Below are 22,938 nucleotides of genomic sequence, written 5' to 3' on the forward strand. Positions count from 1 at the left end.
GGCGGCCAGAGCGGCGGGGCACCACCCGTACCCATCCCGAACACGGCAGTTAAGCCCGCCCGCGTTTCGGCCAGTACTGGCGTGGGAGACCCGCTGGGAACCCCGGCTCGCCGCCGACCCACTCATATCGCATTCATCAACCACCGATACTGGCGTCCTCGCGGCGGTTCGATTCCGCCGATCGGCATTAGAGCGGCCACAGCGGCGGGGCACCACCCGTACCCATCCCGAACACGGCAGTTAAGCCCGCCCGCGTTTCGGCCAGTACTGGCGTGAGAGATCCGCTGGAAACTCCGACTCGCCGCTTCCAATCATATCGTTTTCATACTGAAGAGCCGCAGCACCCCTCGAGGCACCGCCGAACTCCCGTTTCTCGAGCGCGACGTCTAGACGACCTGCTCGGACAACTCCATGACGTCGAAGACTACAGCGCTGACGCCGAATACAGAACTCGAGGGCCCACCTCGAGCCCAGAAGCGGGGACCAGCGGCGGTGCCCGTGCTCGGATTCGAACAGTGCTCAGCGTACGTTTAAGGCGACGACCGATGTAGGGGGCCGTGCAATGGTCTTCAAGAAGATCACTCTGATCGGAACGAGTACGGAGAGCTTCGACGCCGCAGCGGACGACGCCATCGACCGGGCGGAGTCGACGCTGAACAACGTCTACTGGGTCGAAGTCGACGAACTCGGCGTCGAAATCGCGTCCGTAGAGGAGCGACAGTATCAGGCAGAAGTAACAGTCGCGTTCGAACTCCAGGAGTAGCGTAATCAGGTCCGGAAGGACTCGCCGCAGCCACACTCGCTGACGACGTTCGGGTTTTCGACGTGGAAGCCCTCGGCCTGGAGGCCGCTCTCGTAGTCGAGGATGCTACCTTCGATGTACTTCAGGCTCGCGGGATCGACGAAGACCCGCAGGTCGTGGTGGTTGTAGATCGCATCGTCGCCCTCCGGTTTTTCGTCGAATCTCATCCCGTAGGAGAGACCGGCGCAGCCGCCTTGCTGGACGAACAGTCGGAGTCCGGCCTCCGTCGTGTCGTAGTCTTCGGCCTCGAGTAACTCGAGGGCACGCTCGGCGGCGGTCTCGGTCACCTCGATTCGCGGGTTGGCGGATCCACCGTCTGCGCTCTCCGTGCTCATAGTGCACTCAACGGCTGCCTCGGTGTTAACTGTGACGCTCGTCGAGGGAGGGGGAACTCACTCGTCGTCCCGGTCGTCGAGACGGACGCGAACGCTCTCGGCGTGGGCCTCGAGGCCCTCCGCGTCGGCGAGGGTGGTGATGGCGGGAGCCAGTTCCGCGAGTCCGTCGCCCGAGAGCCGTTGCACCGTCGTGGCCCGGAGGAAGTGCTCCACCGAGAGACCGCCCGCGACTTTCGCGCCGCCGTTCGTCGGGAGGACGTGGTTGGTGCCGCTGGCGTAGTCGCCCGCTGCGACGGGGGTGTTCGGGCCGAGGAAGACGCTCCCGACGCTGTCGACGCGCTCGAGGATGGACTCGTCGTCGTCGGCCACGATGGCGAGGTGTTCGGGAGCGTACTCCTCGGTGAAGAGAATCGCTTCGCTCATCGAGCGGGCGAGCAAGACGGCGCTGGCGTCGTTTTCGAGGGCCTCCCGGATCGTCTCCTCGCGCTCGCGTTCGGGGAGCGATTCCTCGAGCGCGTCGACGACGGCCTCGGCGGTCGCTTCGTCGTCCGTGACGGCGACGACGGAGGCGTTCGGGTCGTGTTCGGCCTGGGCGAGGAGTTCGGAGGCGACGTAGTTGGGGTCGGCAGTCTCGTCGGCGACGACGACGACCTCACTCGGGCCCGCGAGGAAATCGATCTCCACCTCGTCGCGAACCTCGGCTTTCGCGGCGGTCACCCAGCGGTTGCCGGGTCCGACGACCTTCTGGACCGAGGTGACAGACTCGGTCCCATAGGCCAGGGCGGCGACGGCCTGGGCGCCGCCGACGCTGTAGACGGCGTCGGCTCCGGCGAGGTGGATCGCTGCGAGCGTGACCGGGTTGATCTCCTCGGCCGGCGGCGTTACCACGGAGACGTGCTCGACGCCCGCCACGACGGCGGGAACGACGCCCATGACCGCGCTCGAGGGGTACGCCGCTGTACCGCCGGGGACGTAGACGCCGACGCGCTCGAGCGGCCGGAATCGTCGACCGAGTTCGCGCCCATCGTCGAACTCGCGTCGCCAGTCCTCGGGGAGTTGAGCCTCGTGGAACTCACGGACATTCTCGATAGCGGTGTTGATGGCGTCGCGGACGTCACCCGAGAGGTCCTCGACGGCGCGCTCACACTGGTCGGTGATCTCGAGGTTGCCGACGTCGACGCCGTCGAACTCGCGGCAGTACTCCCGGACGGCGACGTCGCCTTCCTCACGGACGCGCTCGACGATCTCGCGGGCGTCGTTCCTGGCGGCGTCGATTCCGGCGTCGCGCTGGAACAAGGCCGCCCGGGTCTCGAGGCCGAGGTCGGCGATTTCGGTGACTGAGAACGCGCTCATACGCTCGAATTCGGGCGAACGGTGAAAAACGGTTGTGTTCGTGGCCGGAGTTACGCGGTCTCATCCCCACCGGCGTCCGCGTCCGCGTCTTCCTCGATCGGGGCGAGGCCGATCGCCGCGGCGGTCGCCCGGAGGAAGAGGAAGACGACGAGTGCGAATCCGACGAGGCCAATGGGGGCGGCGATCGTCTGAGCGGTTCGGAACGGGAAGACGATCCGACTGAATCCGAGCACGACGAAGCTCAGGACGACGAGTCCGAAGGCGAGCAGCGAGAGCCGAACGAAGTCGTGCTGGTCCATACTCGAGGTTCGTGGCATCGCCGCTAAGTGGTGTCGAAACGTGTGTGGCTTCGAGAGCGAGGCGGTTCGTCAACGCTGGTCCGCTCGAACCGCGACGGCCGGGGACTCCGAGGGACAGCGTGCCGTCGAGGAAACACCTCAATCGGCAACCGACAGTATTCGTTTCGATGACGACACGTCGAACACAGGAGCGACGTTGAAGCGTTTCCCCGTCCTACGGCGGGTATGTCCCGTGCAGCGGACCTCGCGGACGTCCTCACCGACTGCTCGTCGCTCGTGATCGTCTGTCACGACAATCCTGACCCGGACACGCTCGCGAGCGCGCTCGCACTCGAGGCGATCGCGACCGACCAGGACGTCGCCGAGACGGCCATCGCCTACGGCGGCGAGATATCCCACCAGCAAAACCGGGCGTTCGTCAACCGCCTCGAGGTCGACGTGGACCCGCTCGAGGACCTCGATATCGGCGAGTACGGCTGTCTCGCGTTCGTCGACCACTCCATGCCGACGGCGAACACGGCACTCGACGCGCGATTCGAACCGGACGTGATCGTCGACCACCACCCCGGCGAATCCGTCGACGCGGCGTTCGTCGACGTCCGAACCGACTACGGGGCGACGGCGACGATCTTCGTCGAGTACCTCCACGAACTCGAGGTCCCGCTGACGACGCGACTGGCGTCCGCATTGCTCTTCGCGCTCCACCGGGAGCGACTGGACTTCGTCCGCGAGCCGACCCAGCGGGAGTACGAAGCCGCGCTGGCGGTGTACCCCGAAGCCGACCTCGAGACGCTCGAACAGCTGTACGGCAGCGCCTTCTCGCCGGCCACGATCGACGCGATCGGTCGGGCGATTACCTCTCGTGAGCGCCGTGGGTCGTCGGTGATCGCGAGCGTCGGACGAACGACCGAGACGGACGCGCTCCCCCAGGCGGCCGATTACCTCCTTAACATCGAGGGCGTCGACACGACGCTCACCTACGGCATCGTCGACGGGACGGTTCGACTGAGTGGACGGTCGATCGATCCGCGGATCAACATTGGCGACGTTCTCGAGGACGCCTACGGCGAGTTCGGCTCGGTCGGCGGTCACCACGACATGGCTGGCGGCCGAATCGGGCTGGGACTGTTCGCCGACGAGGCCGACGACGACGAGAGCGTGTTGACGTTCGTCGGCAGCAGGGTTCGGCGACGGTTCTTCGAGGCGCTGAATCTCGATTCCGGGAGCAGTTCCGAGGAGTGAATCATTCAGTCGATGTCGATCCGCCTGGGTTCGTCCGCCGGCTGGCGTTTCGCGAGCGTGACCGTCAGCACGCCGTTGTTGAGCGTCGCGTCGACGGCGTCGGTCTCGACCGGGTCGGGAAACGCCACTCGCCGATTGAAAGAACTGGCTCGCCGCTCGTGTCTGATGATGCTCGCATCGTCGCGATCTCGCGTCTGGTCCCGAGTGCCGCGTATCTGCAGGCTCTCGGCCGACACCTGGATCTCGAGGTCGTCCGCGTCGTAGCCGGGGACGTCGGCGCTGACGACGAACGCGTGGCCGTAGTCGGTGACGTCGACGTTCGGTTCGCGATCGTGGAGCGACCAGCCGAGGCCGCCTCTGGGGGTGAACTCGGGGTTCCACGAACTGGTCGCGGCCGTGAACTCGCGGCCGAGTCGCTCGAGGAACGCACCGAGATCGTCGAGTGGTTTGGGACGTCGTGACATGGTCGTCTCGAGTAACGCCGCCGGGACCGAAAAGTCCTCTGCACGTCGGGGTGACCGTCACGATTAGCTGAGCGCGCTGGGGCACACGGGTGAGGCGTTGGAACGCTGGAACGCCAGGACACCGGGCGCTGGGACGCTGGAGCGCCGAGGCACTGGGCCATCGGGTCGCTAGGGCGCTCGAGGCACCCCCTGCACACGACAGGGGAGGATACTCCCCCGTGGCACTCGTCCATTCGGTCGATGACGGACGCAACCGCACTATTCGTCGTGAGCGAGTACGGCTACTGGGGCGAGGAGTGTATCGACCCGCTCGAGACGCTCGAGGACGCGGGCATCGAGGTGACGATCGCGACACCCTCTGGCGGGCCGCCGGAGATCGACGAGCGCTCGATCGATCCCGAGACGGTCGGCGAGGAGACCGCCGAACGCGTCGAGGAGCGCCACGAGACGGACGAACGACTGCGCGATCCGGAAGCGATCGCGGACGTCCACGCCGAGGACTTCGACGCTGTCGTCTTCCCGGGCGGGCACGGCACCGAGTGGGACGTCAACCAGGATCACCACGCTCGTGCCGCCCTGCGGACGATTCTGGAGGGAGAGGGAAAGGCCCTGGTCGTCTGCCACGCCGTCGGCATCCTCGCGTTCGCCCGCGACAGCCACGGCGCGTTCGTCGCCAACGGGAAACGCGTCACCGGGTTCCCAAACGCCTGGGAGGAAGACATCGTCGACGACCGGGACCTGCTCCCCGACGGCCGCAAGCTCCCCTACTGGGTCGAAGATGAGGTCGCCACCGCCGGCGCCAACTGGGACGCCGACGTCGAAGCCGACACAGACGTGATCGTCGACGGCGAACTGATCACGGGCCGCGGACCGGAATCCTCCCGGGCCGCAGCCGAGACCTTGCTCGAGGAACTCGATCAGAACGGTCAGTGAGAACGCACTCGAGCGTTCGCACCGGGGAAAAAGGTCGCCGAATCATATCCATTTTGACATTGATCTCGCCGATGGAAACCCGCTTAAGGGAGTACGTTATCGTTCTGAACGATGAACCGACGGACGGTCCTGAGCGCCGGTGGGGCGCTCGCCGCTGGGATGGTCACGGTCGCGGCCGCCGCGAGTCAGACGTTTCGTACCGATCCGTTCGTTTCGGCGGCTCGAGCGCCGGCAGCGGCGGATGGGGTCAAACGGGAGACGGAGCGCCTCCTCCCCGGAACCGAACACGAGACGCCCCTGTATGCGATCGACCCGCCGACGGACGGTCCGGCGGTGATGGTGTTTGGCGGGGTCCACGGCGACGAGCACAACGGCATCGACGTCGCCAACGAGATGGCCGACTGGAACCCCGATGCAGGGACGCTCGTCGTCGTCCCCGAGACGAACCGCGTCGCCGTCGAGAACGAACAGCGAGAAGGCATCGACGGGGACCTCAACCGGATGTTTCCGCTGGATCGCGAACCGATAACTGACCTCGCACGCGGCATCTGGGACGCCGTCGAACGCTACGACCCGGACGTCGTACTCGACTTGCATCGATCGCTCGGCATCTTCGGCCTCCACGACCGGTACGTCGGCCAGGCGATTTTCCACACGCCTGACGCCCACGGCGACGACCTCGCGGCGTCTCTCAACGAGGACCTCGTTCCCTGGTACATGCCCGCCCACCGGTTCGTTGCTCGAGAGAGCACCCAACCGAGTCCCCTCCTGTTCAAGAAGGCAGCGCACGAACTGGGATCGACCGCCTACCTCTTCGAGACGACCCGCTTCATGCTCGACCGGTCCACGAAAAACGCGTTTACGCGAGCAGCAGCGGCCCGCGTTCTCGCACTGCACGGCCTGCTCGAGATGGAAACGAACACAGACATGGACACGGACACGGAGGTGGCCCGATGACCATCACTCTCCGACGCGTGCTCGCGGGCCCGGCGACCGTCGCCACGTTTCTCTTCCTGGTCGTTCCGTTCGGCCTCGGCTGGCTCAAAACGGCCCTGTTCTCCCCGCTCGCGCTTCCCGGCTACATCATCTACTCGATTGGGTCAGCGATCGGCCACAGGCTCGCGCCACAGTTCGAGCTCTGGGTCTACTGGATCCCCTTCGTCGCCGGGTGCTACGGGATTTCGGTCGTCGTCGGAACGGTATACGAGTGGACGCGAGCCGCGATCTCCCGGTAATCCGTCGGTCTGCCCAGCTCGAACGGACTCGCTGAGGCTGGCGGGAATCACGCCCTTTTTACCCGACGACGGGGAAAAGCCGGTATGAGCTTCGACGAAGACGACCACGTCGTCTTGCACGACAAGCACAGCGAGTTCGACGGCGAAACTGGCACCATCACCCAGACGATGGAGTCGATGTTCGGCGACACGACCTACACGATCAGCTTCGAGGACGGCCAGGAGGCCGGCGTTCCGGAGGATGCCCTCGAAGCAGCCGAGGACGAGGACGTCGACGAGGCTACCGTCGAGGACGACGAAGAAGACGACGCGTAATCGGTCTCGAACCCGCCCTCAGTAGCGCGTATCACCACCGGCCGTTTGGCCCCGACTCGAGAACACGCCGATGCCACAGATTCCGCTTCACTACGTCGACTTGCGAACGTTCTGCTACGCCACCGAAGACGACAAGCGCGTCGAGGCGGCGCTGAGACGCTTCCTCCCCGAGGAGTTCGAGATCGAACGCGTCGAGAGCGAGGGCCACTACGGAGACCGTATCCTCGTGCTGTCAGCCCGCGTCGAGAACGCCGACGACGTTCGCTACGTACTCTCTCAGCTGACCGACCTCGAGACGTTCGACCGGCTGCTGGCGGAACTCGACGACCGCGTCACCGACAACTGCGAACTGTTTCTCCGTCTGGACAAGCAGGCCGCCTTCGGCGGGGATGTCCGACTCGGCGAGGGAATCACGTTCCGCGCGAAAGTCGAGGCCTACCCGGCGAAGAAGCCACAGGCCGTCGAAAACGCCGAGACGGTGCTCGAGGAGCTGGCGGCCGATGCTGGCGAGGAGTGACTGATAACGCTTCGTTACCGGTTATCGTTCGCCTCCGCCCGAAACGTCTTCTGCCTGGCGTACCGTCAACACCGGCGCGTCGGAGAGCCGAACCACCTTCTCGGCCACACTCCCGATCAGGTAGCGGTCCAGCCCGGTCCGGCCGTGCGTCCCCATCACGATCATATCGATCCCCTGACTCTCGGCGTACTCGAGAATCTTCGTGTGGGGGCTGCCGCGCTCGAGCGTGGTGATAACCGGCTCGACGCCGGCCCGGGCGGCCTCGCCGGAGACGTCCTCGAGGACCGAGTCGCCGACGGTCTCGAACTGCTCGACGATGGGGCCGGTTTCGACGTCACCCGCGAAGACGGCCTTGTCGATTACGTAGAGAACGTGTAACGCAGCATCGTACTGGTTCGCGAGGTCGATGGCGTGCTCGAGGGCGCGACCCGTCGTCTCGCTGCCGTCGGTGGGGAGGAGGATTCGCTCGTACATCGCTGTGAGTCGTGTGTTCGATGCCCACGGTCAAATAGTATGTGTCGGCGTTTGCCGCAATCGCCTCAGGGGTCGCCGTGTGAGACTCCCTCGCGCTGGTCGGCCTGGAGACGTCGCACCGCGGCCCGTGCGTTGCCCGCCTCGTAGCCGAAGATGACGTCGTTGCCGTAGTGTCCGGCCACCTCGGCCGCCCGACACAAGTTCTCGAGGTCGATGTTCACCGCGTAGAGTTCGATACTGAACGGCGTCTCGAGCGCACTCTCGAACCCTTTGGCGATCGTCTCGAGCCAGTAGGTCGTCGTGTAACCCATGTCGTAGAGGGGGACGACGAACTCGTCGACGTGGGGCTCGAGGGCTGCGAGGTCGAGGCCGGCGCGTTCGTAGAGGTGACCCGGGTAGGGATCGGGGTACAGCGTCAGGTAGACTCGACCGGGGATGCGGTCGGCAGCGGCCTCGACGAACTCGGTGATGACGTTCGCGCGCCACGCGAAGCGATCGTCGAACTCGCTCTCGGCGAAGCGTCGTTCGCACACCTCGCATCGACAGTACTCCGCACGAGGGAAGCCGACGTCGTCGAGTCGAACGTCCCCGTTCGCGGCGACGCAGTCGTCGATGATCTCGAGGAGCCCTTCCCGATACTCGATTCGCGAGGGACAGATGTAGGCCCAGTCGAAGTAGGGCCGCTCTCGCGTGGCCGGACGGCCCTCGTCGTCGACAGGGACGAGCGAGGGGTCGGCGTCGGCCGCCGCGTTGTCGCCGAAACAGGAGACCATGTTCACTGCGCCGGGGAGCGGTTCGGCGGACCGGCCGGTCACGTCCTTGACTTCGTAGAACGCCCGGCCGAAGTCGTCCCACGCGACTTCGTCGGGGTTTCGCGTCACGACGCCGTACATGGGCGGCGATAGGACGTCGAGACGGTAAGCGGTTCTGATTTGCTCGGTTCCTCTCTACTCGGTCGGTTCGTACTCGACGTCGACCTCGGACGTGCTGAAGACGACTTTCCAGAGAACGACGACGGCGACCAGGACGAACATGAATTTGATCGTACGTGACATGTACGCGTAGAGAGTCAATCCCCTAACACTTAGAGATTCTGGATAGTCTCGGAAATAGAACGAGAAATCGGTTCGCCAGCTAGCGCGAGTCGATCAGGTCGGCGATTTCGTCGCGAACGATCGTTTCGCAGTACGAACAACGAACGCCGTCCTCGAGGACGTCGAAGCGGGAGGTAACGGGTTCGTTCTCGGTCGTGATGCAGGTCGCGTTCGGGCAGGTGAGCACGCCCTCGACCTCCTCGGGTCGTTCGACGCGATGTTTGCTGGCAACCTCGTACTCGCGGACGATGTTGATCGTCGCGTCGGGGGCGATCAGCGAGAGCACGTCGACTTCCTCCTGGCTCAGCTCGCGGCCCTCGACTTTCACGATGTCCTTGCGGGCGAGTCGGTCGGAGGGGACGTTGATCCCGACAGAGACCTCCTCGTCCTGGCTGCCGTCGATGCCGAGGATCGCGAGGACGTTCAGCGCCTGGCCGGCCCGAACGTGGTCGATCACGGTACCGTTTCTGATCTTGCTGACGCGGAGTTCGTGGTCGTCGTCCTGATCGTGGCCGTGGTCGTGGTCGTGACCGTCACTCATCGGGAGTCACCTCCGAGAACGCTGTCGAGCAGCGCCATCCGAACCGGCACCCCGTTGTGGGCCTGTTCGAAGTACGCCGCATGGTCGGTGTCGTCGATCTCGGGCGCGATCTCGTCGACCCGCGGGAGCGGGTGCATCACGGTGAGGTCGTCGCTCGCGCCCTCGAGCGTCTCGAGGTCGATCTGGTACTCGCCGGCGATTCGCTGGTACTCGTTTTCGTCCGGGAACCGCTCGCGCTGGATGCGGGTCACGTAGAGCACGTCCAGGGAGGCGAGGACCTCCTCGAGGCTTTCGTGTTCGCGCACGGACGCCCCCTCCTGGTGGAGGTCGTAGACGACCTCCCGTGGCAGTTGCAGACTCTCCGGGCTAATGAAGTGCTGGTGGGCGTCGAAGTTCGACAGCGCGTAGGCCAGCGAGTGGACCGTCCGTCCGTACTTCAGGTCGCCCATGATACCGATCGAGAGGTCGTCGAGGCCGGCATTTTCCCGAATCGTGTAGAGATCGAGAAGCGTCTGTGTCGGGTGGTGGCCCGCCCCGTCACCGGCGTTGATGAGCGGGACGTCGACGAACTCGCTCGCCATCTTCGCGGAGCCCTGACTGGGATGGCGAACGACGATAGCGTCGGCGTACCCCTCGATGACGCGGACGGTATCGGCGAGCGTCTCCCCCTTCTTGACGCTCGAGGACTCGACGGATCCCATGTCGACGACGTCCCCGCCGAGGCGTTTCATGGCCGTCTCGAAGCTCATCTTCGTCCGGGTGCTCGGTTCGAAAAAGAGCAGGCCGAGGATCGTCCCCTCGTGTTTTCCGGCGACGGCGTCCGGATCGGCGTCGATCTCGGCGGCCCGGTTGAGGACGGCCTCGATGTCCTCCCGCGTGAGGTGTTTACTCGTGATGAGGTGATCGTGGCGCATCTACTCGAGATGGCACGCGCGGGCCTCTTGAATCTCTCCATCCCTGTTCGCCGTTTATTTCTCCATCCCCGTTGGCCGTCGGTTTCTCCAACTCTGTTCGTCGTTTGTTCGTTCTGCCTCTGGTCCTGGCCCCTGCTCCGCCTCGTTTGTCCCCCTCCCCGCCTTCCCGCCTTCAGAACGTCTTCTTCCCTTCGTCCGTGATCACGCTCTCGAGGAGGGCGACAGGGGTCGCGTCGTAGGCCGGATTCTCGATCGAGAACCCCTCCGTCGGCTCGGCCATGACCTCGACGGGCGTCCGGTACTCGTTCTCGAAGGCGAAGCCCTCGGAGACGATCTTCGCGGCGGAGCCGAGCACCGTGACCGGCACCTCGAGCTGAGCCGCCGTCGACGCGATGGGGAAGGTCCCCACACGGTTGTAGAGGGAGTCGTCGACGATGCAGTCCATGCCGATGAGCACGCGCGTACACTCGGGCAGGTAGTGTCCGTGGGCGCTGTCGGTGATGAGGGTCACGTCGAGGTTCGGAAGCGTCGCCAGACGCCGGGCCGTTTTCCGGCCGATGTAGCGCGGCCGGGCCTCGGTGACGTACACATCGAAGCTCATCCCGCGCTCGGTGGCCAGCTCGAGGGCCTCGATGACTGTCGAGGAGAAGTCGTGGGTCAGGATCGTCTCGCCGTCCGAAAGGTACTCGATGGCGTTCTCGGCGGCCCGGGTCTTCCCGGATTCGACGCGAGCGACGACGTCCTCGATCGCCGTTTCGGTGAACGTCTTGGCCTCCGAGACGGTGTCGGGGTCGGCGTCTTCGACCTGGTGGACGACCTCGCGAACCGCGTTCTGGAGCGAGGCGTGGGAGGGGTTGGCCCGACGGAGGGCCGTCGCGTTTCGGTCGAGGTCGCGAACGTACTCCTCGACGGTCGCGAACTCCCGCTCGAGGAGGTCCGTCAGCGCGCGCGTCGCCTTTATCGCTACCACCGAGGAACTGTGCGTCTGCATTTCCTTGATCTCCTCGGCCGTCTCGTCGATCATACTCGAGCAGACTGCAGTCAGCACAAAAGGTGTTCCGGGTGGTTGGTTCTGCCGTCGGTTCCGACCGAAATCGGGCGCACGGCTTTTGGCCCGCCGCGGCGTGGAAGTCGGTATGACCGACACCGTCACCGTTCGCTACACCTGCCCGCACTGTGACGCCGTCGTGAGCCTCGAGCGAGCCCCCGACCTCGCGGATCGGTCCGTGACGACCGTCCGCCAGCCCGGTTGGGAGTACGCGACGCGAACCGACCCGTTCGAGGTTCGCGAGGCGGCGGACGGCATCGCCTTTCGCTGCGGCGAGGACGGGCCGGTGACCGATCGCGACGGGAACGTGATCGATGGATGTGGCCGCCCCTACTACCTCAACTTCGTTCGATTCGAACACGGCGTCGAACTCGAGCCGGAGCCGCCCACCTACGGCGGCCCGCGGTTCGATTTCCGAACCTGAGAAGGTGGCTTGCGGTTCGGCGTCCGGAACTGCGACGACAGCCTCGAGCGGGCGGTCTCGACGCCTCTCGCGGCAATCAACTTCTTAGTCTCTCGTTGCATACGTCGGGACCGTGAGGGGGAAACAAGAGCGGTTCAACGGGGAACCAGGCGTGCTGTACCGCAAAGCGGTGCGGACGCCGCTTCCCACCGTCGAAGCCGAGCGCCTCTTCCACCGGAACATGCTGACCGTTGCAGACGCGCGCGAGCGAAAGGCGGACATGCTCGCCGATCCCGACGTGTCACTGCTCGACGCCTACGAGGCCGAACTCGAACGCGTCGCCGAGAGCTTCGACCGACGACTCCGTCGCGTCGCGGGGGACGACGCCGCATCGGTCGCCAGGGCGTACAACCGGGGCGACCGCGACGATCGAGTCGGGAAACTCGCCGCCTACTACTTCGAGGGACTGTGGCGGATCCAGCAACGAACAACCGTGACAGACGTGCTGTTCTCGCCGGTGATCGTTCGCTACCCGAAGAGCTTCACGACGAACATTCGGTTCGTCGACGGCGTCGCGACGACGCGGTCGGTGTTCTACGAGTCGCCCGAACACTCGACCGATGAGCTGACGGACGACCACCTCGAGACGTACTACGCGGAGAGCCAGTTTACGCAGCAGCAGGCGGCGGACTACCTCAGGGAGACCGCGGACGTCATCCGCGAGGAGTTTCCGGACCCCGACGAAACTGACTTCGAGGACCGGAAGTACGGCGGCATCGTCTCGGCGGGTGGCCGCCGAGGATCGGTCTTTTCGGCGTTTCTCGAGCGCGTCGACCCGGATCCCGACCGATTCTCGGAACCCGTCGAGGAGCCGATGCTCGTGGACGAAGGGCCGGAATCGAAGCGAACGGAGCGGGACCTGTTTCCCCACGATGACGTCATCTATTGAGGAGGGGCAGGTAGCCGGTGGTCCCGAGAGTTATGCTACTGGACTCCTTCGATAGGGTAATGAATGGATCGGAGCGCACGGAGGACCGACCGCTCTGGTCTCGACACGCAAATCCGTGGAGCGTCTGGACGTTCGTCGTGGCCTATCCGACACTGATCGTGGCGCTTTACCGCCGAAACCAGCCGCTTCTGGCCGGAACGCTGCTTTTCGTGCTGGTAAACCCGCTCGTTTCACCGCCGGCAACGACGGACGACGCGTGGGCAACCCGCGTCGTACTCGGCGAACGAGTGTGGATCGAGCGGGGACTGGCGTCCTCAAGGGAGACGCACTTTGCGGCGGCGTGCGCCCCGGTATACCTATACACAATTCGAGCAGCCGTCGAACGCCAGCCCGTGAGAACCGCGGCTGGGACGCTGTTTTCACTGCTCTTCATGCTCGCCTTTTTCCGGCGAATGGTCAGATTGTACGAGAGCGAAGCGCTGGCCGAGCGCAGTTGAGTACGAGGCGGTCGTGAAGCCGACTGATTCCGCGAGAAAAACGAGTAGCGTTGCACAACGCTTTTCGAGCGCCAGCGGCCACCAGTAGGTATGGACGAAGCCGCCGTCCGAGACCGCCTGCGAACGGTCGAGGACCCGGAATTGGGGGACGACATCGTCACGCTCGGCCTCGTGAACGACGTAACCGTGAGCGAGGACGGCGAGGTCGCCGTCGACCTCGCCCTCGGAGCGCCGTACTCGCCGACCGAAACTGCCATTGCTGGCGCCGTCCGGGACACCCTCGCCGAGGACGGGATCGACCCAGAGCTCTCCGCGAGCATTCCCGACCGCGACGACTCGAGCGGCGACGCGGTGCTGCCGAACGTCAAGAACGTGATCGCCGTCGCCTCCGGGAAGGGCGGCGTCGGGAAGTCGACCGTCGCGGTCAATCTCGCGGCGGGACTCGCCCGGCGGGGCGCCCGCGTCGGCCTGTTCGACGCCGACGTCTACGGCCCGAACGTCCCCCGCATGGTCGACGCCGACGAGCCACCGATGGCGACCGAGGACGAGACGCTCGTTCCGCCGGAGAAGTACGGCGTGAAGCTGATGAGTATGGCCTTCCTCGTCGGCGAGGACGACCCCGTCATCTGGCGGGGCCCGATGGTCCACAAGGTGATCACCCAACTAACCGAGGACGTCGAGTGGGGTCACCTCGACTACCTCGTGATCGACCTTCCGCCGGGGACCGGTGACACGCAGCTGACGATGCTCCAGACAATCCCGGTGACGGGGTCGGTGATCGTGACGACTCCCCAGGACGTCGCCCTCGACGACGCCCGGAAGGGGCTCCAGATGTTCGCCCGCCACGACACTGTCGTCCTGGGCATCGCGGAGAACATGGCCACGTTCGTCTGCCCCGACTGCGGCGGCGAACACGACATCTTCGGAGCCGGCGGCGGATCGGCGTTCGCCGAGACGCACGACCTTCCCTTCCTCGGCTCGATCCCGCTCGACCCTCGCGTTCGAGAGGGGGGTGACGAGGGCCAGCCGACCGTCCTCGACGAGGAGAGCGAGACCGGCGAGGCCTTTCGCGAGTTGACCGCGTCGGTCGCGAACAACACCGGCATCGTCCACCGGCGAGCCGTCTCCGAGTCGGTCGCCGAGCGAACGCCGCCGGTCGACGCGGGCGAAGGCACGGGCGCGGGCGAGGACGAACGCTGAGCCGATCATGAGAGAGCACACTGAGAGACCATGAGCGACGACGAGTTCGATCCCGATTCCGAGCGGGTCGCCCTGCTCCGAGAAATCGCCGACGACGTGCGCGGCGACTCGAGCGAGAGCAAGCAACTGGCGAACATCCTCTACCGGACGAGCGACCTCTACGACGAGGCCGAGGACACCTCGCCCGAGGAGATCGTCCGGAACGTCAAATTCATCCTCGAGGTCACGGAACGCGGTGGCCTTGGGCGCTGAGATTCGGATCTGGTGCCTCGAGCGCCGAGGGCCATACGGAGGCCGGAGCGCGTCGTTTTTGTAGCCGCCGACCCCAGGACGACCGTGGACGCGAATCAGCAGTCGACGGCGAACCCGTTCGGCATGGACGAGGCCTGCGAGAACTGCCCGGAACTCTGTGCGCCGCGCACGCAGGTCGTCCACGGCTACGGCGACGTGGGAGCCGACTTCCTGTTCGTCGGCGAGCGACCGAGCGCGCGGGCCGACACGGTCGGGATTCCGTTCCTCGAGGCGGGTCCCAGAGACGAAGGCGAACGCGGGACCGGTGACGACGGTGGCACGGGTGAAGGCAGGGCTAACGGCGGCCTCTACAGAATCCTCCAGCGACTCGGCCTCTGTGCGAGCACGGGCGACCCCGAGGAACCGGAACTCGCCAACGTCTACCTCACCCTGCTGACTCGCTGTCGCGACCCTGAGCGCCCGCCGACAGACGAGGAGGTCGTCACCTGCGAACCGTACCTCAACGCCGAGATTCGCATGATCAACCCCGAGATCATCGTCCCCGTGGGCCAGCGCGCGCTCACCGAAATCGGCACCGAGTACACGACGACGGCCGCGGACAACCTCGAGATCGAGACCCACCACGCGACGACGATCCGGGGTCGCGGTTTCGAACTCGTGCCCATGCTCGAGCCTGCGGCCCAGACCCAGGCCCAGACCCAGGCCTGGCTCGAGCACTTCGTCGACCTGATGGCGTCCGATTATCGACAGACGAAGGGACGACAGGGTCGCTGACGGGGCCGCCAGGAGGGCCGAGCCGAGATCGCAGACGCCGGGACTGATCGCCCGAATTTGGCACGCTGAGCCACACAACGCTTAAATCGGAACCGTTCATAGTCGCGAGTATGCACAAGGACGAACTGCTCGAGCTCCACGACGAACTCGTCGTCATCATGGAGTACTTCTCCGAGCGAGAGCACGTCGACGAGAGCCTCTTCGACGCCTACCACCAACTCGACGTCGACCCCAACGACGTCCACAAGTCGAAGAGCGAGCACAAACACGCCGTCTTCGTCCTCGGTAATGCGCTCGCGAACGCGATGAGCGAGGACGAGTTCTCGAGCGCCGGCCGGATCGGCAAGCGCATGAAGGAACTGGCCGACGACGCCGAGTCGAAGATCTAGCTGGAACTCGAGGCTGACGATAGACCTCCGATTCGCCACCGAACCAGGCGAAACGTATTTACACCGGTTCCCGCTTGTTGAAACATGGATCCGCGCACGCAAGAGCGCGTCGAGCGATGGGACTCCCGTCCGTTTTCCGGCGGCTACGACGGTCTCTCTTCACTCGCCGACGAGGAGTTCTCCGGTGCTGTAACGACCGGTGGTGCCTGGGCATTCATGCTCAACGGACGCATCGTCGGCGTCGTCGACGGCGCTCTCGAGCAGTTCGACGGAGCGAGCGGTACGACGTACGTCGCACCCCACCCCTCGCTCCCGTTGCTGTGTACGATGGACGAACAGGGCGGCGAAACCAGGGCGAAGTACTACACGAACGACACGCCACTGAGCGAGGTCGACCAGACGCTCCAGGAGGGGTCGTTCACCGGCTACGTGGAACTGAGCGAACAGGTACTCAGCGGCGACTACTACCTCGTGTACTACGGTGGCCGGCGGATGGCCGCGGCTTACATCGGGAATGCACAGCGACTCCTGACCGGCGACGAGGCGTTCGAGCGGGCCGACGACGAGGTCGGCATCTACGAGGTCGTCGACGTCGACATCGACATCCAGGACGTCCCGGGGTCGGCACCGGAGCCGACGTCCGGGAACTCGACGGCATCGGCGGCCGGGTCCGGCGCGGCGAGCGGGATAGCCGATGCGTCCAGTGCGTCGACCGATGGCGAGCGCGACGGCCAATCGTCGTCAGAACCGGTCTCCGAGGGAACGAGCGATACCGCCGGTGGAATCACGGCGAGTGCGACAGCCGAACCCGAATCGAAGCCGGTCGAGACGTCCGGCATCACGGAACCGGCGACCGAAGCCGACACTCGAGCGGACGCCGAGCCGGCCGATGACGGATCGGCTGGCGACGCGCAGCCGATGCCCCCGGCGGGCGGTGAGAGCCGATCAGACGCGGGTGGCGAGCCCAGTCGCGACCACTCCGACGCGCCCGATACCTCGACCGGCGACGGGCCGGACGCGGCGACGCCCGTGGAGGATGCCGAACCGATGCCGCCGGCCTCGAGCGAGTCGCCCGATCCCGAGGAGGTGGAGGCAGCCGCGGAGGAACTCGGTGCCGACGGCGTTCCCTGGGAGGGTGTCGACGAAGACGACGAAGACGACAGGGGGGCCAAGGCTCGAGAGGCCCGCGAGGACCGTGAGGCCCGCGAGGTTCAGGACGACGACGAACGAGAGACGGCCGAGCGAGCACCCGAACCCGACAACGAGTCGTCGGAGACCGATCCGCTCGACGAACGCTTCAAACAGGAAGAGCAGTGGCGGGAAACCCGAAACATCCCCTCGATCGACCCGAAGAAGTCCTCGCGTCCCGACCGGACGGACGACGACGGATCACGGTCGAAATCGAACGCCGGGGGACGGCGCCGAACGGCGAGCGGTCAGTCGCGCCAGACCGGATCGACGACCACCTCGTCGGCGGCAGGTGGGACCTCGTCAACCCAGGCGTCGAACGCGAGTAAGGACCGATCGAAGCCACAGCGGGACGGAAACCCCGACGGATCGGGAGAGGGACGCGCTCGCTCCAACGCCAGCACCACGAGAAACGTCCCCCGGGAGGCTCTCGAGGAGGACATGCTCGAGCGCGAGGACAAGATCGATCGACTCACTCAGCGCGTCGACGAACTCGAGCGAGAGAAGGGAACACTCGAAGAGCGCCAGCAGGAACTCGCGACCGAGCGCGACCGGTACCGCGAGCGCGCCGAGGAACTCTCGGCGACCGTCGACCGATTGCAACAGCGCATCGAGACGCTCGAGACCGAACTCGAGCAGGTTCGAGCGGCCGACGCCGCGGGTGTCCCCGTCGACAGGACCAGCCTCTCGCCCCAGGAGGCGCTGTCCAGGACCAACCTGTTCGTCCGGTACGCCTCGAAGAGCCAGCCCACGTTGGCGACGGCTCACGACGATAACGTGAGTCGTGAGGACGTCGCGGAGAACCTCCGTCTCGAACATCACACGCAGTTCGACGCGAGTGAAGTCGTCGTTGACGGCCAGTCCTACGAGGCGTTCCTCGGGTCGCGGATCGAGTACCAGTTCGTCGAGTGGCTCGTCGCTACCCTTCCGTTCGAGATCCGCGATACCGGCCACGCGGACGGCCTCGGTGAGCTGTACGACGCCCTCCCCCGTATCGATCGAGCCGAACTCGACGCCTCGATCTCCCTCGACGGGGACGACACCGAGGGCGTCCCCGACGAAGTCGCATTCGACGTCGTCGCCTTCGACAAGATGGGGAACCCGTTGCTCGCGGCCAACCTCGACGGATCGCGCGATCCCGCCAGCCAGACGGATCTCGAGACGCTGGAGGAGTCCGTCTCGGCGGTCAAGGCCAACCACGGCGAACTCGCCGCGGCGTTTTTCGTCACCTCGAGTTTCTTCGAACCGGGCGCCCTCGAGGTGACCGAGCAAGCGACCGGCGGCGGCGGCTTCCTCACGCGAGACTCACGGCTGAGTTACGTGTCGCTGTCGCGAAAACAAGGTGGGTATCACCTGTGTCTCGTGGAGTCGCGTTCGGGCGGCTTCCACATGAACGTCCCAGAACTCTAAGCTAGCCTTCGACTTCGGCGACGTCTTCGATCTTCATGCCCTCGAGTTTGTCGACGATCTCGTCGAGTTTGCCGTCGAGTTCGTCGACGAACTCGACTGTCCGCTCGGTCTTGATCGCACCCTGGCTGGAGGGCTCGATGAGGTTCTCTTCCTCGAGGACGCGCAGGGAGTACCGAACCTTGTGGTGAGGGTACCCGGTTTCGTTGGACATCTTGACGATCCCGATCGGTTCGTTCTCGATGACCATCTTCAGGACCTGCAGATGTCGTTCCAGCATATCGACTTCCTTCTCAAGTCGGTCTATCATGGCATTTGTTAACTTGTCTTTGCACCTTTTAAAGATTGCCCTCGAGTCGCGGCAAAATGAACCGTCACCTGACACTCTGTCGTGACAGAAGTTAACGTTTCGGGTTCAGATATCGGGGCAGAGGGCGATGAATTCTCGAGCGGATATTCACGACTACCCAAATTTTCTCTTCGAAAAGGAGTCTCCTATACACGAACGTGGATCGAATGTCGCCAATCGCGCCCCACAGACCGTAACCGGTTTATCGGCCGGGCAAGAATCCGGCGCCTGTATGACTGTCACAATCGTCGGGTCGCAACTCGGCGACGAGGGCAAAGGCGGCGTCGTCGACCTCTACGGCGACGCTGCTGACGTCGTCGCTCGCTACCAGGGTGGCGACAATGCCGGCCACACCGTCGTTCACGGCGGCGAAACGTACAAACTCTCGCTGGTGCCGTCCGGCGCCGTGCGCGGCAAGACCGGCGTCCTCGGCAACGGCTGCGTCGTCAACCCCGAGACGCTGTTCGACGAACTCGATCAACTCCGTGAACGCGGTCTCGAACCCGACGTTCGCGTCGCCGAGCGCGCGCACGTGATACTCCCGTATCACCGCGTGCTCGACGGTATCGAGGAGGAAGAAAAGGCGGACCTCGCCGCGGGCACGACCAAACGCGGCATCGGCCCCACCTACGAGGACAAAGCGGGTCGCCGCGGCGTTCGCATCGGCGACCTCCTCGACCCCGAGGTCCTGCTCGAGCGCCTCGAGTACGTCGTCCCCCAGAAGCGCGCACTCGCCGAGGACGTCTTCGGCGTGACCCTCGAGGGCGAGACGGCGGCAGCGTTCGACGTCGATCACCTCTTCGAGACCTACCGCGCCTACGGCGAGCGCCTCGAGAACGAGGACATGACCGTCGACTGCGGCACCTTCCTCCAGGAGCGCGTCGACGCGGGCGAGAACGTTCTCCTCGAGGGTGCACAGGGCACCTCGATCGACATCGACCACGGTGTCTATCCCTACGTCACGTCCTCGAATCCGACCGCCGGGGGCGCGACCGTCGGCACCGGCCTGGGACCGACCGTCGTCGGCCAGGGCGAGGTCATCGGCATCGTGAAGGCCTACCTCTCCCGGGTGGGTACCGGCCCGCTCCCGACCGAACTCGGGGGCGTCGAGGGTCAGACTCCCGGATACGAGGCTGATGCGGCTGACGAGAACGAGGACGAAGACGAGGAGGAACTCGCGACCTACATCCGCGACGAGGGCGGCGAGTACGGGACCGTGACCGGGCGCCCCCGCCGCGTCGGATGGCTCGACATCCCCATGTTGCGCCACGCCGCCCGCGCAAACGGCTTCACCGGCCTCGCGGTCAACCACATCGACGTCCTCGCCGGACTCGAGGAGGTCGAGGTCGGTCACAGTTACGAGTTCGACGGCGAGGAAATCTTCACCGTCCCGCCGACGACCGAGCAGTGGGCCCGCTGTGAGGCCACCTACCGTACCTTCGAAGGCTGGCCGGACGTCGACTGGGCAGCCGTCGCCGAGGAGGGCTACGAGGCCATCCCCGAGAACGCGCGCGCGTACCTCGAGTACCTCTCGACGGAACTCGACGCGCCGCTTTACGCCATCGGCGTCGGTCCGGGACGTGAACAGACGGTCGTCCTCGAGTCGCCTTACGACGAGTAGCGCCCTCCAGGCCGCCCGTTCGATGAATCGAGCCGATTTTGGCGCGTTCTCGAGTACGATCAGGGTCCGTTTCGTCACGGTCCCTCACGCGATCGGGTAGGCGAGCAGGAGCTGTTCTTCCGGCCAGTAAAATCGGCCGTCGTAGTAGATCGGGGCTTCGGACTCCGCGAGGAAGTCGGTCACCGATTCGGGATCGACGTCGAACGAGAGCGGATTCGGTTGCAGGCGCTTTTCGTCGTCCCAGTTCGGGACCGCGTATCCGCCGACCGGATCGATCGGGACCGGAACGGCCGTTACCCGGAGGCCATCTGTCTCTCCTCGTGTGTCTCCGTCGCTGGCTGCGCACTCGTCACCGTCCTCAGTACTGGCTCGACGGCCGCCAGCGGTCAGCACGTAAACCAGGGTTGGCCACCAGCTAGCGACGAACCGGCAGCTGCCGTCACCGACGACGGCTCGCGACTGAGTGTTGTCAGTTCTGGCCGCACACTGCGTCGCCGTGGCCAGGCTGTGACCGTACAGGAGGAGTTCGCCGACGGTCGTGTCGCTCGAGTGATCACCATTATCGTCGTTATCGCTACTCACTCCAGCGGCCCCGGCGACTCCGGCGACGCTCCCGCGCTCGACGAGGTCGACGGCGAGCGATCGAGGACCGTCGATCTGAAAAAGCTGGACATTGTTCTCCGCCAGCGACGCCGGGTCGAGGACGCCATCACGACAGCGAATGCCGGCCTCGGAGCAGTCGCCGACGACGTGGAGGAAGTCCACACCCGTCTCGAAGACGTCGGTGAGTTCCTCGCGAGAGGGGGCCTCGAGCGCAGTCACGGTCGGTGAGAGCACATCGTCTCGTCGTCGGTAGCGATCGACGATTGCTGATCGTTCCGCGTCCGTGGTTTCGTCCGTGAACGCGACGACGACCGCTCGCCGTCGGTGGTCGCCGCCGAGATACTCGAGGCGATTGCGGTAGGCGACGGGCGTCGCCGTGAACGCGGCATCGGTTGGGTCCGACGCGGCTTCACCCGACCGGAGGCGACCTCGCAGCCGAGTAATCGCCTCGAAATGCCGTTCGTCACTCGAGGGGGACCCGGCTGCCGATCGAGTTTTCTCGGTCGTTTTCGTCTCCGTTGCCTCTGTCACCTCTGTCACCTCTGACGACTCAATCGCCTTCGGAAGTTCGATCGCCGCCATATCGTACAACAGATGAGGAAGCTGAGCGGCCGCCTCAGGCGACGGCTCGACCGTCATCCGGTACGGCCAGGAGGGAAGCGCCTCCTCGAGCGGTCCCCGTGGAAACGAGAGATAGGCTCCGAGACGCTCCGCGATCGGTGCCTCGACGCACGGCTCGAGGTCGATTCCCGCCGACTCGAGGAGACCGTGCGCCCGAACGGTCCACTCCGAATCGTCGTACCACGTGGCGAGCATGTCGAGGAAGAAGACTCGCTTCAACAGCGCCGCCGCCTGCCCTTCGAACGCCGGGAGCGGGTCGAACTCGTGGTGGACATCGACAGCAGGCGCACGAAGGATCGGTGCCGAGTCGTCCTGGACGCGGACGCGAGCCCCCAGATAGTACGCCAGTGGGGCCGCCGGCAAGAGTGCCGACAGCGAGTCCGGGATCAGGAGCTCGATCCCGGTATCGGGCGTCGAGGCCTCGACGGCCGCCGGTACGGTCGTCTCAGAACCGAGGCGAATCGTCGGCGGATAGCCCCGATGATTTCGGTGGACTCGGTCGACCGACGTCGTCGTGATGGCGGCGCCGAGGTGAGACACGGCCGTTGCAAACCCCGCCGTCGTGGGTTCGACGGTCAACTCGTGGCGCGGGTAGTCGACGTACGTCTTGAAGCCGAAGGTGACCGTCGTGGGATGGGGAAACGAAATCGTGAGGCCTGATTCCGGTCGGTACCTGATCGTTCCGGCACCGTCGAACCAGAGGTGGACAATAATGCTCGATTCGACCGAACACCGGTACTGTCCATCGGGTAACGAGTACCGGACCGGTCGGTCGGTGCCGACGTCGTCGCGGATAGTAGTCGTCGTTTGCCCGTTCCGTTCGACCTGAAACGAGCCATCGGACCGGGTGACTTTGAGGAAGTTCTGCAGATCGTACCTGACCTCCGTGACACGAGCCGTGATCGCCGCGTCGACCTGCTCGTCGACGTCGCGCTCGTCCACAAACGGGTCCCACCCGGTCAGTCCAAACGAGAGTTCGTTCCCTGCGATGTCGGTTACGTCGAGGGACGAACTGGCGGTATGGAACGTGACGTCGACGAGGTCGACGTCCGGGCCGGGGCCGGGCCCGGGGCTGGCGCCGTTCACGCCACCACCCCCGATACCAACGCGGCGGCCTCT

At 65.3% G+C, this 22,938-nt stretch carries 27 protein-coding genes and 2 rRNA genes; 18 read left to right on the top strand and 11 right to left on the bottom strand.

From position 1 onward, the window contains the following. The 3 genes from rrf (ACFQO4_RS12165) to ACFQO4_RS12175 form a co-directional block, all read left to right on the top strand. Positions 1-119 (top strand): 5S ribosomal RNA (gene rrf / locus ACFQO4_RS12165); the annotation flags it as partial. A gap of 69 nt (positions 120-188) precedes the next feature. Continuing rightward, a 5S ribosomal RNA gene (gene rrf / locus ACFQO4_RS12170) occupies positions 189-310 on the top strand. A 252-nt stretch (positions 311-562) separates the two neighbouring features. Next, positions 563-763 (top strand): dodecin, encoded by a 201-nt coding sequence (locus ACFQO4_RS12175; RefSeq protein ID WP_254157105.1) that lies wholly within the window; start codon positions 563-565, stop codon positions 761-763. A 5-nt stretch (positions 764-768) separates the two neighbouring features. Here ACFQO4_RS12175 and ACFQO4_RS12180 read toward each other — a convergent pair whose 3' ends face one another. Genes ACFQO4_RS12180 through ACFQO4_RS12190 form a run of 3 tightly spaced genes read right to left on the bottom strand, consistent with a single transcriptional unit; the run spans position 769 to position 2,789 of the window. Next, on the bottom strand, positions 769-1,137 hold the full coding sequence (locus tag ACFQO4_RS12180; protein WP_500261184.1) for a HesB/IscA family protein: 369 nt from the start codon (positions 1,135-1,137) through the stop codon (positions 769-771). Between the two features lie 57 nt (positions 1,138-1,194). Next, on the bottom strand, positions 1,195-2,490 hold the full coding sequence (gene hisD / locus ACFQO4_RS12185) for a histidinol dehydrogenase (protein ID WP_500261185.1): 1,296 nt from the start codon (positions 2,488-2,490) through the stop codon (positions 1,195-1,197). Between the two features lie 50 nt (positions 2,491-2,540). Then, positions 2,541-2,789, bottom strand: a complete 249-nt coding sequence (locus ACFQO4_RS12190) for a hypothetical protein (protein ID WP_500261186.1) — start codon at positions 2,787-2,789, stop codon at positions 2,541-2,543. Positions 2,790-3,014: 225 nt separating this feature from the next. Here ACFQO4_RS12190 and ACFQO4_RS12195 point away from each other — a divergent pair, with 225 nt between their 5' ends. After that, on the top strand, positions 3,015-4,031 hold the full coding sequence (locus ACFQO4_RS12195) for a DHH family phosphoesterase (RefSeq protein WP_500261187.1): 1,017 nt from the start codon (positions 3,015-3,017) through the stop codon (positions 4,029-4,031). A 5-nt stretch (positions 4,032-4,036) separates the two neighbouring features. Here ACFQO4_RS12195 and ACFQO4_RS12200 read toward each other — a convergent pair whose 3' ends face one another. Beyond that, complete coding sequence (locus ACFQO4_RS12200) at positions 4,037-4,495, bottom strand: Hsp20/alpha crystallin family protein (RefSeq protein ID WP_500261188.1); 459 nt, start codon at positions 4,493-4,495, stop codon at positions 4,037-4,039. 240 nt (positions 4,496-4,735) lie between these two features. Here ACFQO4_RS12200 and ACFQO4_RS12205 point away from each other — a divergent pair, with 240 nt between their 5' ends. From ACFQO4_RS12205 to ACFQO4_RS12225, 5 genes are all read left to right on the top strand, one after another. After that, complete coding sequence (locus ACFQO4_RS12205) at positions 4,736-5,428, top strand: type 1 glutamine amidotransferase domain-containing protein (protein WP_500261189.1); 693 nt, start codon at positions 4,736-4,738, stop codon at positions 5,426-5,428. A 111-nt stretch (positions 5,429-5,539) separates the two neighbouring features. Continuing rightward, the gene (locus tag ACFQO4_RS12210; protein WP_500261190.1) at positions 5,540-6,385 is read left to right on the top strand and encodes a succinylglutamate desuccinylase/aspartoacylase family protein; all 846 of its coding nucleotides are present in this window, start codon (positions 5,540-5,542) and stop codon (positions 6,383-6,385) included. Next, a complete protein-coding gene (locus ACFQO4_RS12215) occupies positions 6,382-6,663 on the top strand; it encodes a hypothetical protein (RefSeq protein WP_500261191.1) in 282 nt (93 codons plus the stop codon). The genes ACFQO4_RS12210 and ACFQO4_RS12215 overlap by 4 nt, the downstream gene beginning before the upstream one ends. An 84-nt stretch (positions 6,664-6,747) precedes the next feature. Then, positions 6,748-6,978 carry a DUF1918 domain-containing protein gene (locus ACFQO4_RS12220; RefSeq protein ID WP_500261192.1) on the top strand — a complete coding sequence of 77 codons (231 nt, stop codon included), beginning with the start codon at positions 6,748-6,750 and terminating at the stop codon, positions 6,976-6,978. A gap of 70 nt (positions 6,979-7,048) precedes the next feature. Continuing rightward, a complete protein-coding gene (locus tag ACFQO4_RS12225) occupies positions 7,049-7,495 on the top strand; it encodes an RNA-binding protein (RefSeq protein WP_500261193.1) in 447 nt (148 codons plus the stop codon). Positions 7,496-7,516: 21 nt separating this feature from the next. Here ACFQO4_RS12225 and ACFQO4_RS12230 read toward each other — a convergent pair whose 3' ends face one another. The 5 genes from ACFQO4_RS12230 to ACFQO4_RS12250 all read right to left on the bottom strand — a co-directional run bounded on the left by ACFQO4_RS12230 (position 7,517) and on the right by ACFQO4_RS12250 (position 11,542). Beyond that, positions 7,517-7,969 (bottom strand): universal stress protein, encoded by a 453-nt coding sequence (locus tag ACFQO4_RS12230; RefSeq protein WP_500191573.1) that lies wholly within the window; start codon positions 7,967-7,969, stop codon positions 7,517-7,519. Positions 7,970-8,034: 65 nt separating this feature from the next. Further along, positions 8,035-8,862 carry a hypothetical protein gene (locus tag ACFQO4_RS12235; RefSeq protein WP_500261194.1) on the bottom strand — a complete coding sequence of 276 codons (828 nt, stop codon included), beginning with the start codon at positions 8,860-8,862 and terminating at the stop codon, positions 8,035-8,037. A 241-nt stretch (positions 8,863-9,103) separates the two neighbouring features. After that, complete coding sequence (gene pyrI, locus ACFQO4_RS12240; RefSeq protein WP_500261195.1) at positions 9,104-9,604, bottom strand: aspartate carbamoyltransferase regulatory subunit; 501 nt, start codon at positions 9,602-9,604, stop codon at positions 9,104-9,106. Then, positions 9,601-10,518 carry an aspartate carbamoyltransferase gene (gene pyrB, locus ACFQO4_RS12245; protein ID WP_500261196.1) on the bottom strand — a complete coding sequence of 306 codons (918 nt, stop codon included), beginning with the start codon at positions 10,516-10,518 and terminating at the stop codon, positions 9,601-9,603. Before pyrB ends, pyrI begins: the two co-directional genes overlap by 4 nt. Positions 10,519-10,690: 172 nt before the next feature. Further along, positions 10,691-11,542: an eIF2B alpha/beta/delta subunit family protein gene (locus ACFQO4_RS12250; RefSeq protein WP_500261197.1), complete on the bottom strand. Its 852-nt coding sequence runs from the start codon at positions 11,540-11,542 to the stop codon at positions 10,691-10,693. Between the two features lie 112 nt (positions 11,543-11,654). Here ACFQO4_RS12250 and ACFQO4_RS12255 point away from each other — a divergent pair, with 112 nt between their 5' ends. The 8 genes from ACFQO4_RS12255 (at position 11,655) to ACFQO4_RS12290 (ending at position 18,628) form a co-directional block, all read left to right on the top strand. Next, positions 11,655-11,990 carry a DUF7969 family protein gene (locus ACFQO4_RS12255; protein WP_500261198.1) on the top strand — a complete coding sequence of 112 codons (336 nt, stop codon included), beginning with the start codon at positions 11,655-11,657 and terminating at the stop codon, positions 11,988-11,990. A gap of 112 nt (positions 11,991-12,102) precedes the next feature. Next, positions 12,103-12,918, top strand: a complete 816-nt coding sequence (locus ACFQO4_RS12260; protein ID WP_500261199.1) for a hypothetical protein — start codon at positions 12,103-12,105, stop codon at positions 12,916-12,918. Positions 12,919-12,950: 32 nt separating this feature from the next. Then, a complete protein-coding gene (locus ACFQO4_RS12265; RefSeq protein WP_500261200.1) occupies positions 12,951-13,415 on the top strand; it encodes a DUF6653 family protein in 465 nt (154 codons plus the stop codon). 90 nt (positions 13,416-13,505) lie between these two features. Beyond that, entirely contained in the window at positions 13,506-14,615 is a 1,110-nt protein-coding gene (locus ACFQO4_RS12270; protein WP_500261201.1) for an Mrp/NBP35 family ATP-binding protein, read from the top strand. A 30-nt stretch (positions 14,616-14,645) separates the two neighbouring features. Then, complete coding sequence (locus tag ACFQO4_RS12275) at positions 14,646-14,867, top strand: DUF7976 family protein (protein ID WP_500261202.1); 222 nt, start codon at positions 14,646-14,648, stop codon at positions 14,865-14,867. 84 nt (positions 14,868-14,951) lie between these two features. Then, on the top strand, positions 14,952-15,641 hold the full coding sequence (locus tag ACFQO4_RS12280; RefSeq protein WP_500261203.1) for a uracil-DNA glycosylase: 690 nt from the start codon (positions 14,952-14,954) through the stop codon (positions 15,639-15,641). Between the two features lie 110 nt (positions 15,642-15,751). Next, on the top strand, positions 15,752-16,030 hold the full coding sequence (locus tag ACFQO4_RS12285) for a UPF0058 family protein (RefSeq protein WP_500261204.1): 279 nt from the start codon (positions 15,752-15,754) through the stop codon (positions 16,028-16,030). Between the two features lie 84 nt (positions 16,031-16,114). Continuing rightward, a complete protein-coding gene (locus tag ACFQO4_RS12290) occupies positions 16,115-18,628 on the top strand; it encodes a DUF7527 domain-containing protein (RefSeq protein WP_500261205.1) in 2,514 nt (837 codons plus the stop codon). Between the two features lies 1 nt (position 18,629). Here ACFQO4_RS12290 and ACFQO4_RS12295 read toward each other — a convergent pair whose 3' ends face one another. After that, positions 18,630-18,935 carry a hypothetical protein gene (locus ACFQO4_RS12295; RefSeq protein ID WP_254157134.1) on the bottom strand — a complete coding sequence of 102 codons (306 nt, stop codon included), beginning with the start codon at positions 18,933-18,935 and terminating at the stop codon, positions 18,630-18,632. Between the two features lie 271 nt (positions 18,936-19,206). Here ACFQO4_RS12295 and ACFQO4_RS12300 point away from each other — a divergent pair, with 271 nt between their 5' ends. Further along, positions 19,207-20,595: an adenylosuccinate synthase gene (locus ACFQO4_RS12300; RefSeq protein WP_500261206.1), complete on the top strand. Its 1,389-nt coding sequence runs from the start codon at positions 19,207-19,209 to the stop codon at positions 20,593-20,595. 84 nt (positions 20,596-20,679) lie between these two features. Here the strand turns inward: ACFQO4_RS12300 and ACFQO4_RS12305 are convergent, their stop codons facing one another. After that, on the bottom strand, positions 20,680-22,905 hold the full coding sequence (locus ACFQO4_RS12305; protein WP_500261207.1) for a hypothetical protein: 2,226 nt from the start codon (positions 22,903-22,905) through the stop codon (positions 20,680-20,682). Between the last annotated feature and the right edge of the window lie 33 nt (positions 22,906-22,938).

It is taken from the genome of Saliphagus sp. GCM10025334 (assembly GCF_042663485.1).
In the GTDB taxonomy this organism is placed as follows: Archaea; Halobacteriota; Halobacteria; order Halobacteriales; family Natrialbaceae; genus Natronosalvus.

Bases quoted from the DNA above. Each gene is read 5' to 3' on its own strand.
- ACFQO4_RS12175 (WP_254157105.1), top strand. From the start codon at position 563: ATGGTCTTCAAGAAGATCACTCTGATCGGAACGAGTACGGAGAGCTTC.
- ACFQO4_RS12180 (WP_500261184.1), bottom strand. From the start codon at position 1,137: ATGAGCACGGAGAGCGCAGACGGTGGATCCGCCAACCCGCGAATCGAG.
- hisD (WP_500261185.1), bottom strand. From the start codon at position 2,490: ATGAGCGCGTTCTCAGTCACCGAAATCGCCGACCTCGGCCTCGAGACC.
- ACFQO4_RS12190 (WP_500261186.1), bottom strand. From the start codon at position 2,789: ATGGACCAGCACGACTTCGTTCGGCTCTCGCTGCTCGCCTTCGGACTC.
- ACFQO4_RS12195 (WP_500261187.1), top strand. From the start codon at position 3,015: ATGTCCCGTGCAGCGGACCTCGCGGACGTCCTCACCGACTGCTCGTCG.
- ACFQO4_RS12200 (WP_500261188.1), bottom strand. From the start codon at position 4,495: ATGTCACGACGTCCCAAACCACTCGACGATCTCGGTGCGTTCCTCGAG.
- ACFQO4_RS12205 (WP_500261189.1), top strand. From the start codon at position 4,736: ATGACGGACGCAACCGCACTATTCGTCGTGAGCGAGTACGGCTACTGG.
- ACFQO4_RS12210 (WP_500261190.1), top strand. From the start codon at position 5,540: ATGAACCGACGGACGGTCCTGAGCGCCGGTGGGGCGCTCGCCGCTGGG.
- ACFQO4_RS12215 (WP_500261191.1), top strand. From the start codon at position 6,382: ATGACCATCACTCTCCGACGCGTGCTCGCGGGCCCGGCGACCGTCGCC.
- ACFQO4_RS12220 (WP_500261192.1), top strand. From the start codon at position 6,748: ATGAGCTTCGACGAAGACGACCACGTCGTCTTGCACGACAAGCACAGC.
- ACFQO4_RS12225 (WP_500261193.1), top strand. From the start codon at position 7,049: ATGCCACAGATTCCGCTTCACTACGTCGACTTGCGAACGTTCTGCTAC.
- ACFQO4_RS12230 (WP_500191573.1), bottom strand. From the start codon at position 7,969: ATGTACGAGCGAATCCTCCTCCCCACCGACGGCAGCGAGACGACGGGT.
- ACFQO4_RS12235 (WP_500261194.1), bottom strand. From the start codon at position 8,862: ATGTACGGCGTCGTGACGCGAAACCCCGACGAAGTCGCGTGGGACGAC.
- pyrI (WP_500261195.1), bottom strand. From the start codon at position 9,604: ATGAGTGACGGTCACGACCACGACCACGGCCACGATCAGGACGACGAC.
- pyrB (WP_500261196.1), bottom strand. From the start codon at position 10,518: ATGCGCCACGATCACCTCATCACGAGTAAACACCTCACGCGGGAGGAC.
- ACFQO4_RS12250 (WP_500261197.1), bottom strand. From the start codon at position 11,542: ATGATCGACGAGACGGCCGAGGAGATCAAGGAAATGCAGACGCACAGT.
- ACFQO4_RS12255 (WP_500261198.1), top strand. From the start codon at position 11,655: ATGACCGACACCGTCACCGTTCGCTACACCTGCCCGCACTGTGACGCC.
- ACFQO4_RS12265 (WP_500261200.1), top strand. From the start codon at position 12,951: ATGCTACTGGACTCCTTCGATAGGGTAATGAATGGATCGGAGCGCACG.
- ACFQO4_RS12270 (WP_500261201.1), top strand. From the start codon at position 13,506: ATGGACGAAGCCGCCGTCCGAGACCGCCTGCGAACGGTCGAGGACCCG.
- ACFQO4_RS12275 (WP_500261202.1), top strand. From the start codon at position 14,646: ATGAGCGACGACGAGTTCGATCCCGATTCCGAGCGGGTCGCCCTGCTC.
- ACFQO4_RS12285 (WP_500261204.1), top strand. From the start codon at position 15,752: ATGCACAAGGACGAACTGCTCGAGCTCCACGACGAACTCGTCGTCATC.
- ACFQO4_RS12290 (WP_500261205.1), top strand. From the start codon at position 16,115: ATGGATCCGCGCACGCAAGAGCGCGTCGAGCGATGGGACTCCCGTCCG.
- ACFQO4_RS12295 (WP_254157134.1), bottom strand. From the start codon at position 18,935: ATGATAGACCGACTTGAGAAGGAAGTCGATATGCTGGAACGACATCTG.
- ACFQO4_RS12300 (WP_500261206.1), top strand. From the start codon at position 19,207: ATGACTGTCACAATCGTCGGGTCGCAACTCGGCGACGAGGGCAAAGGC.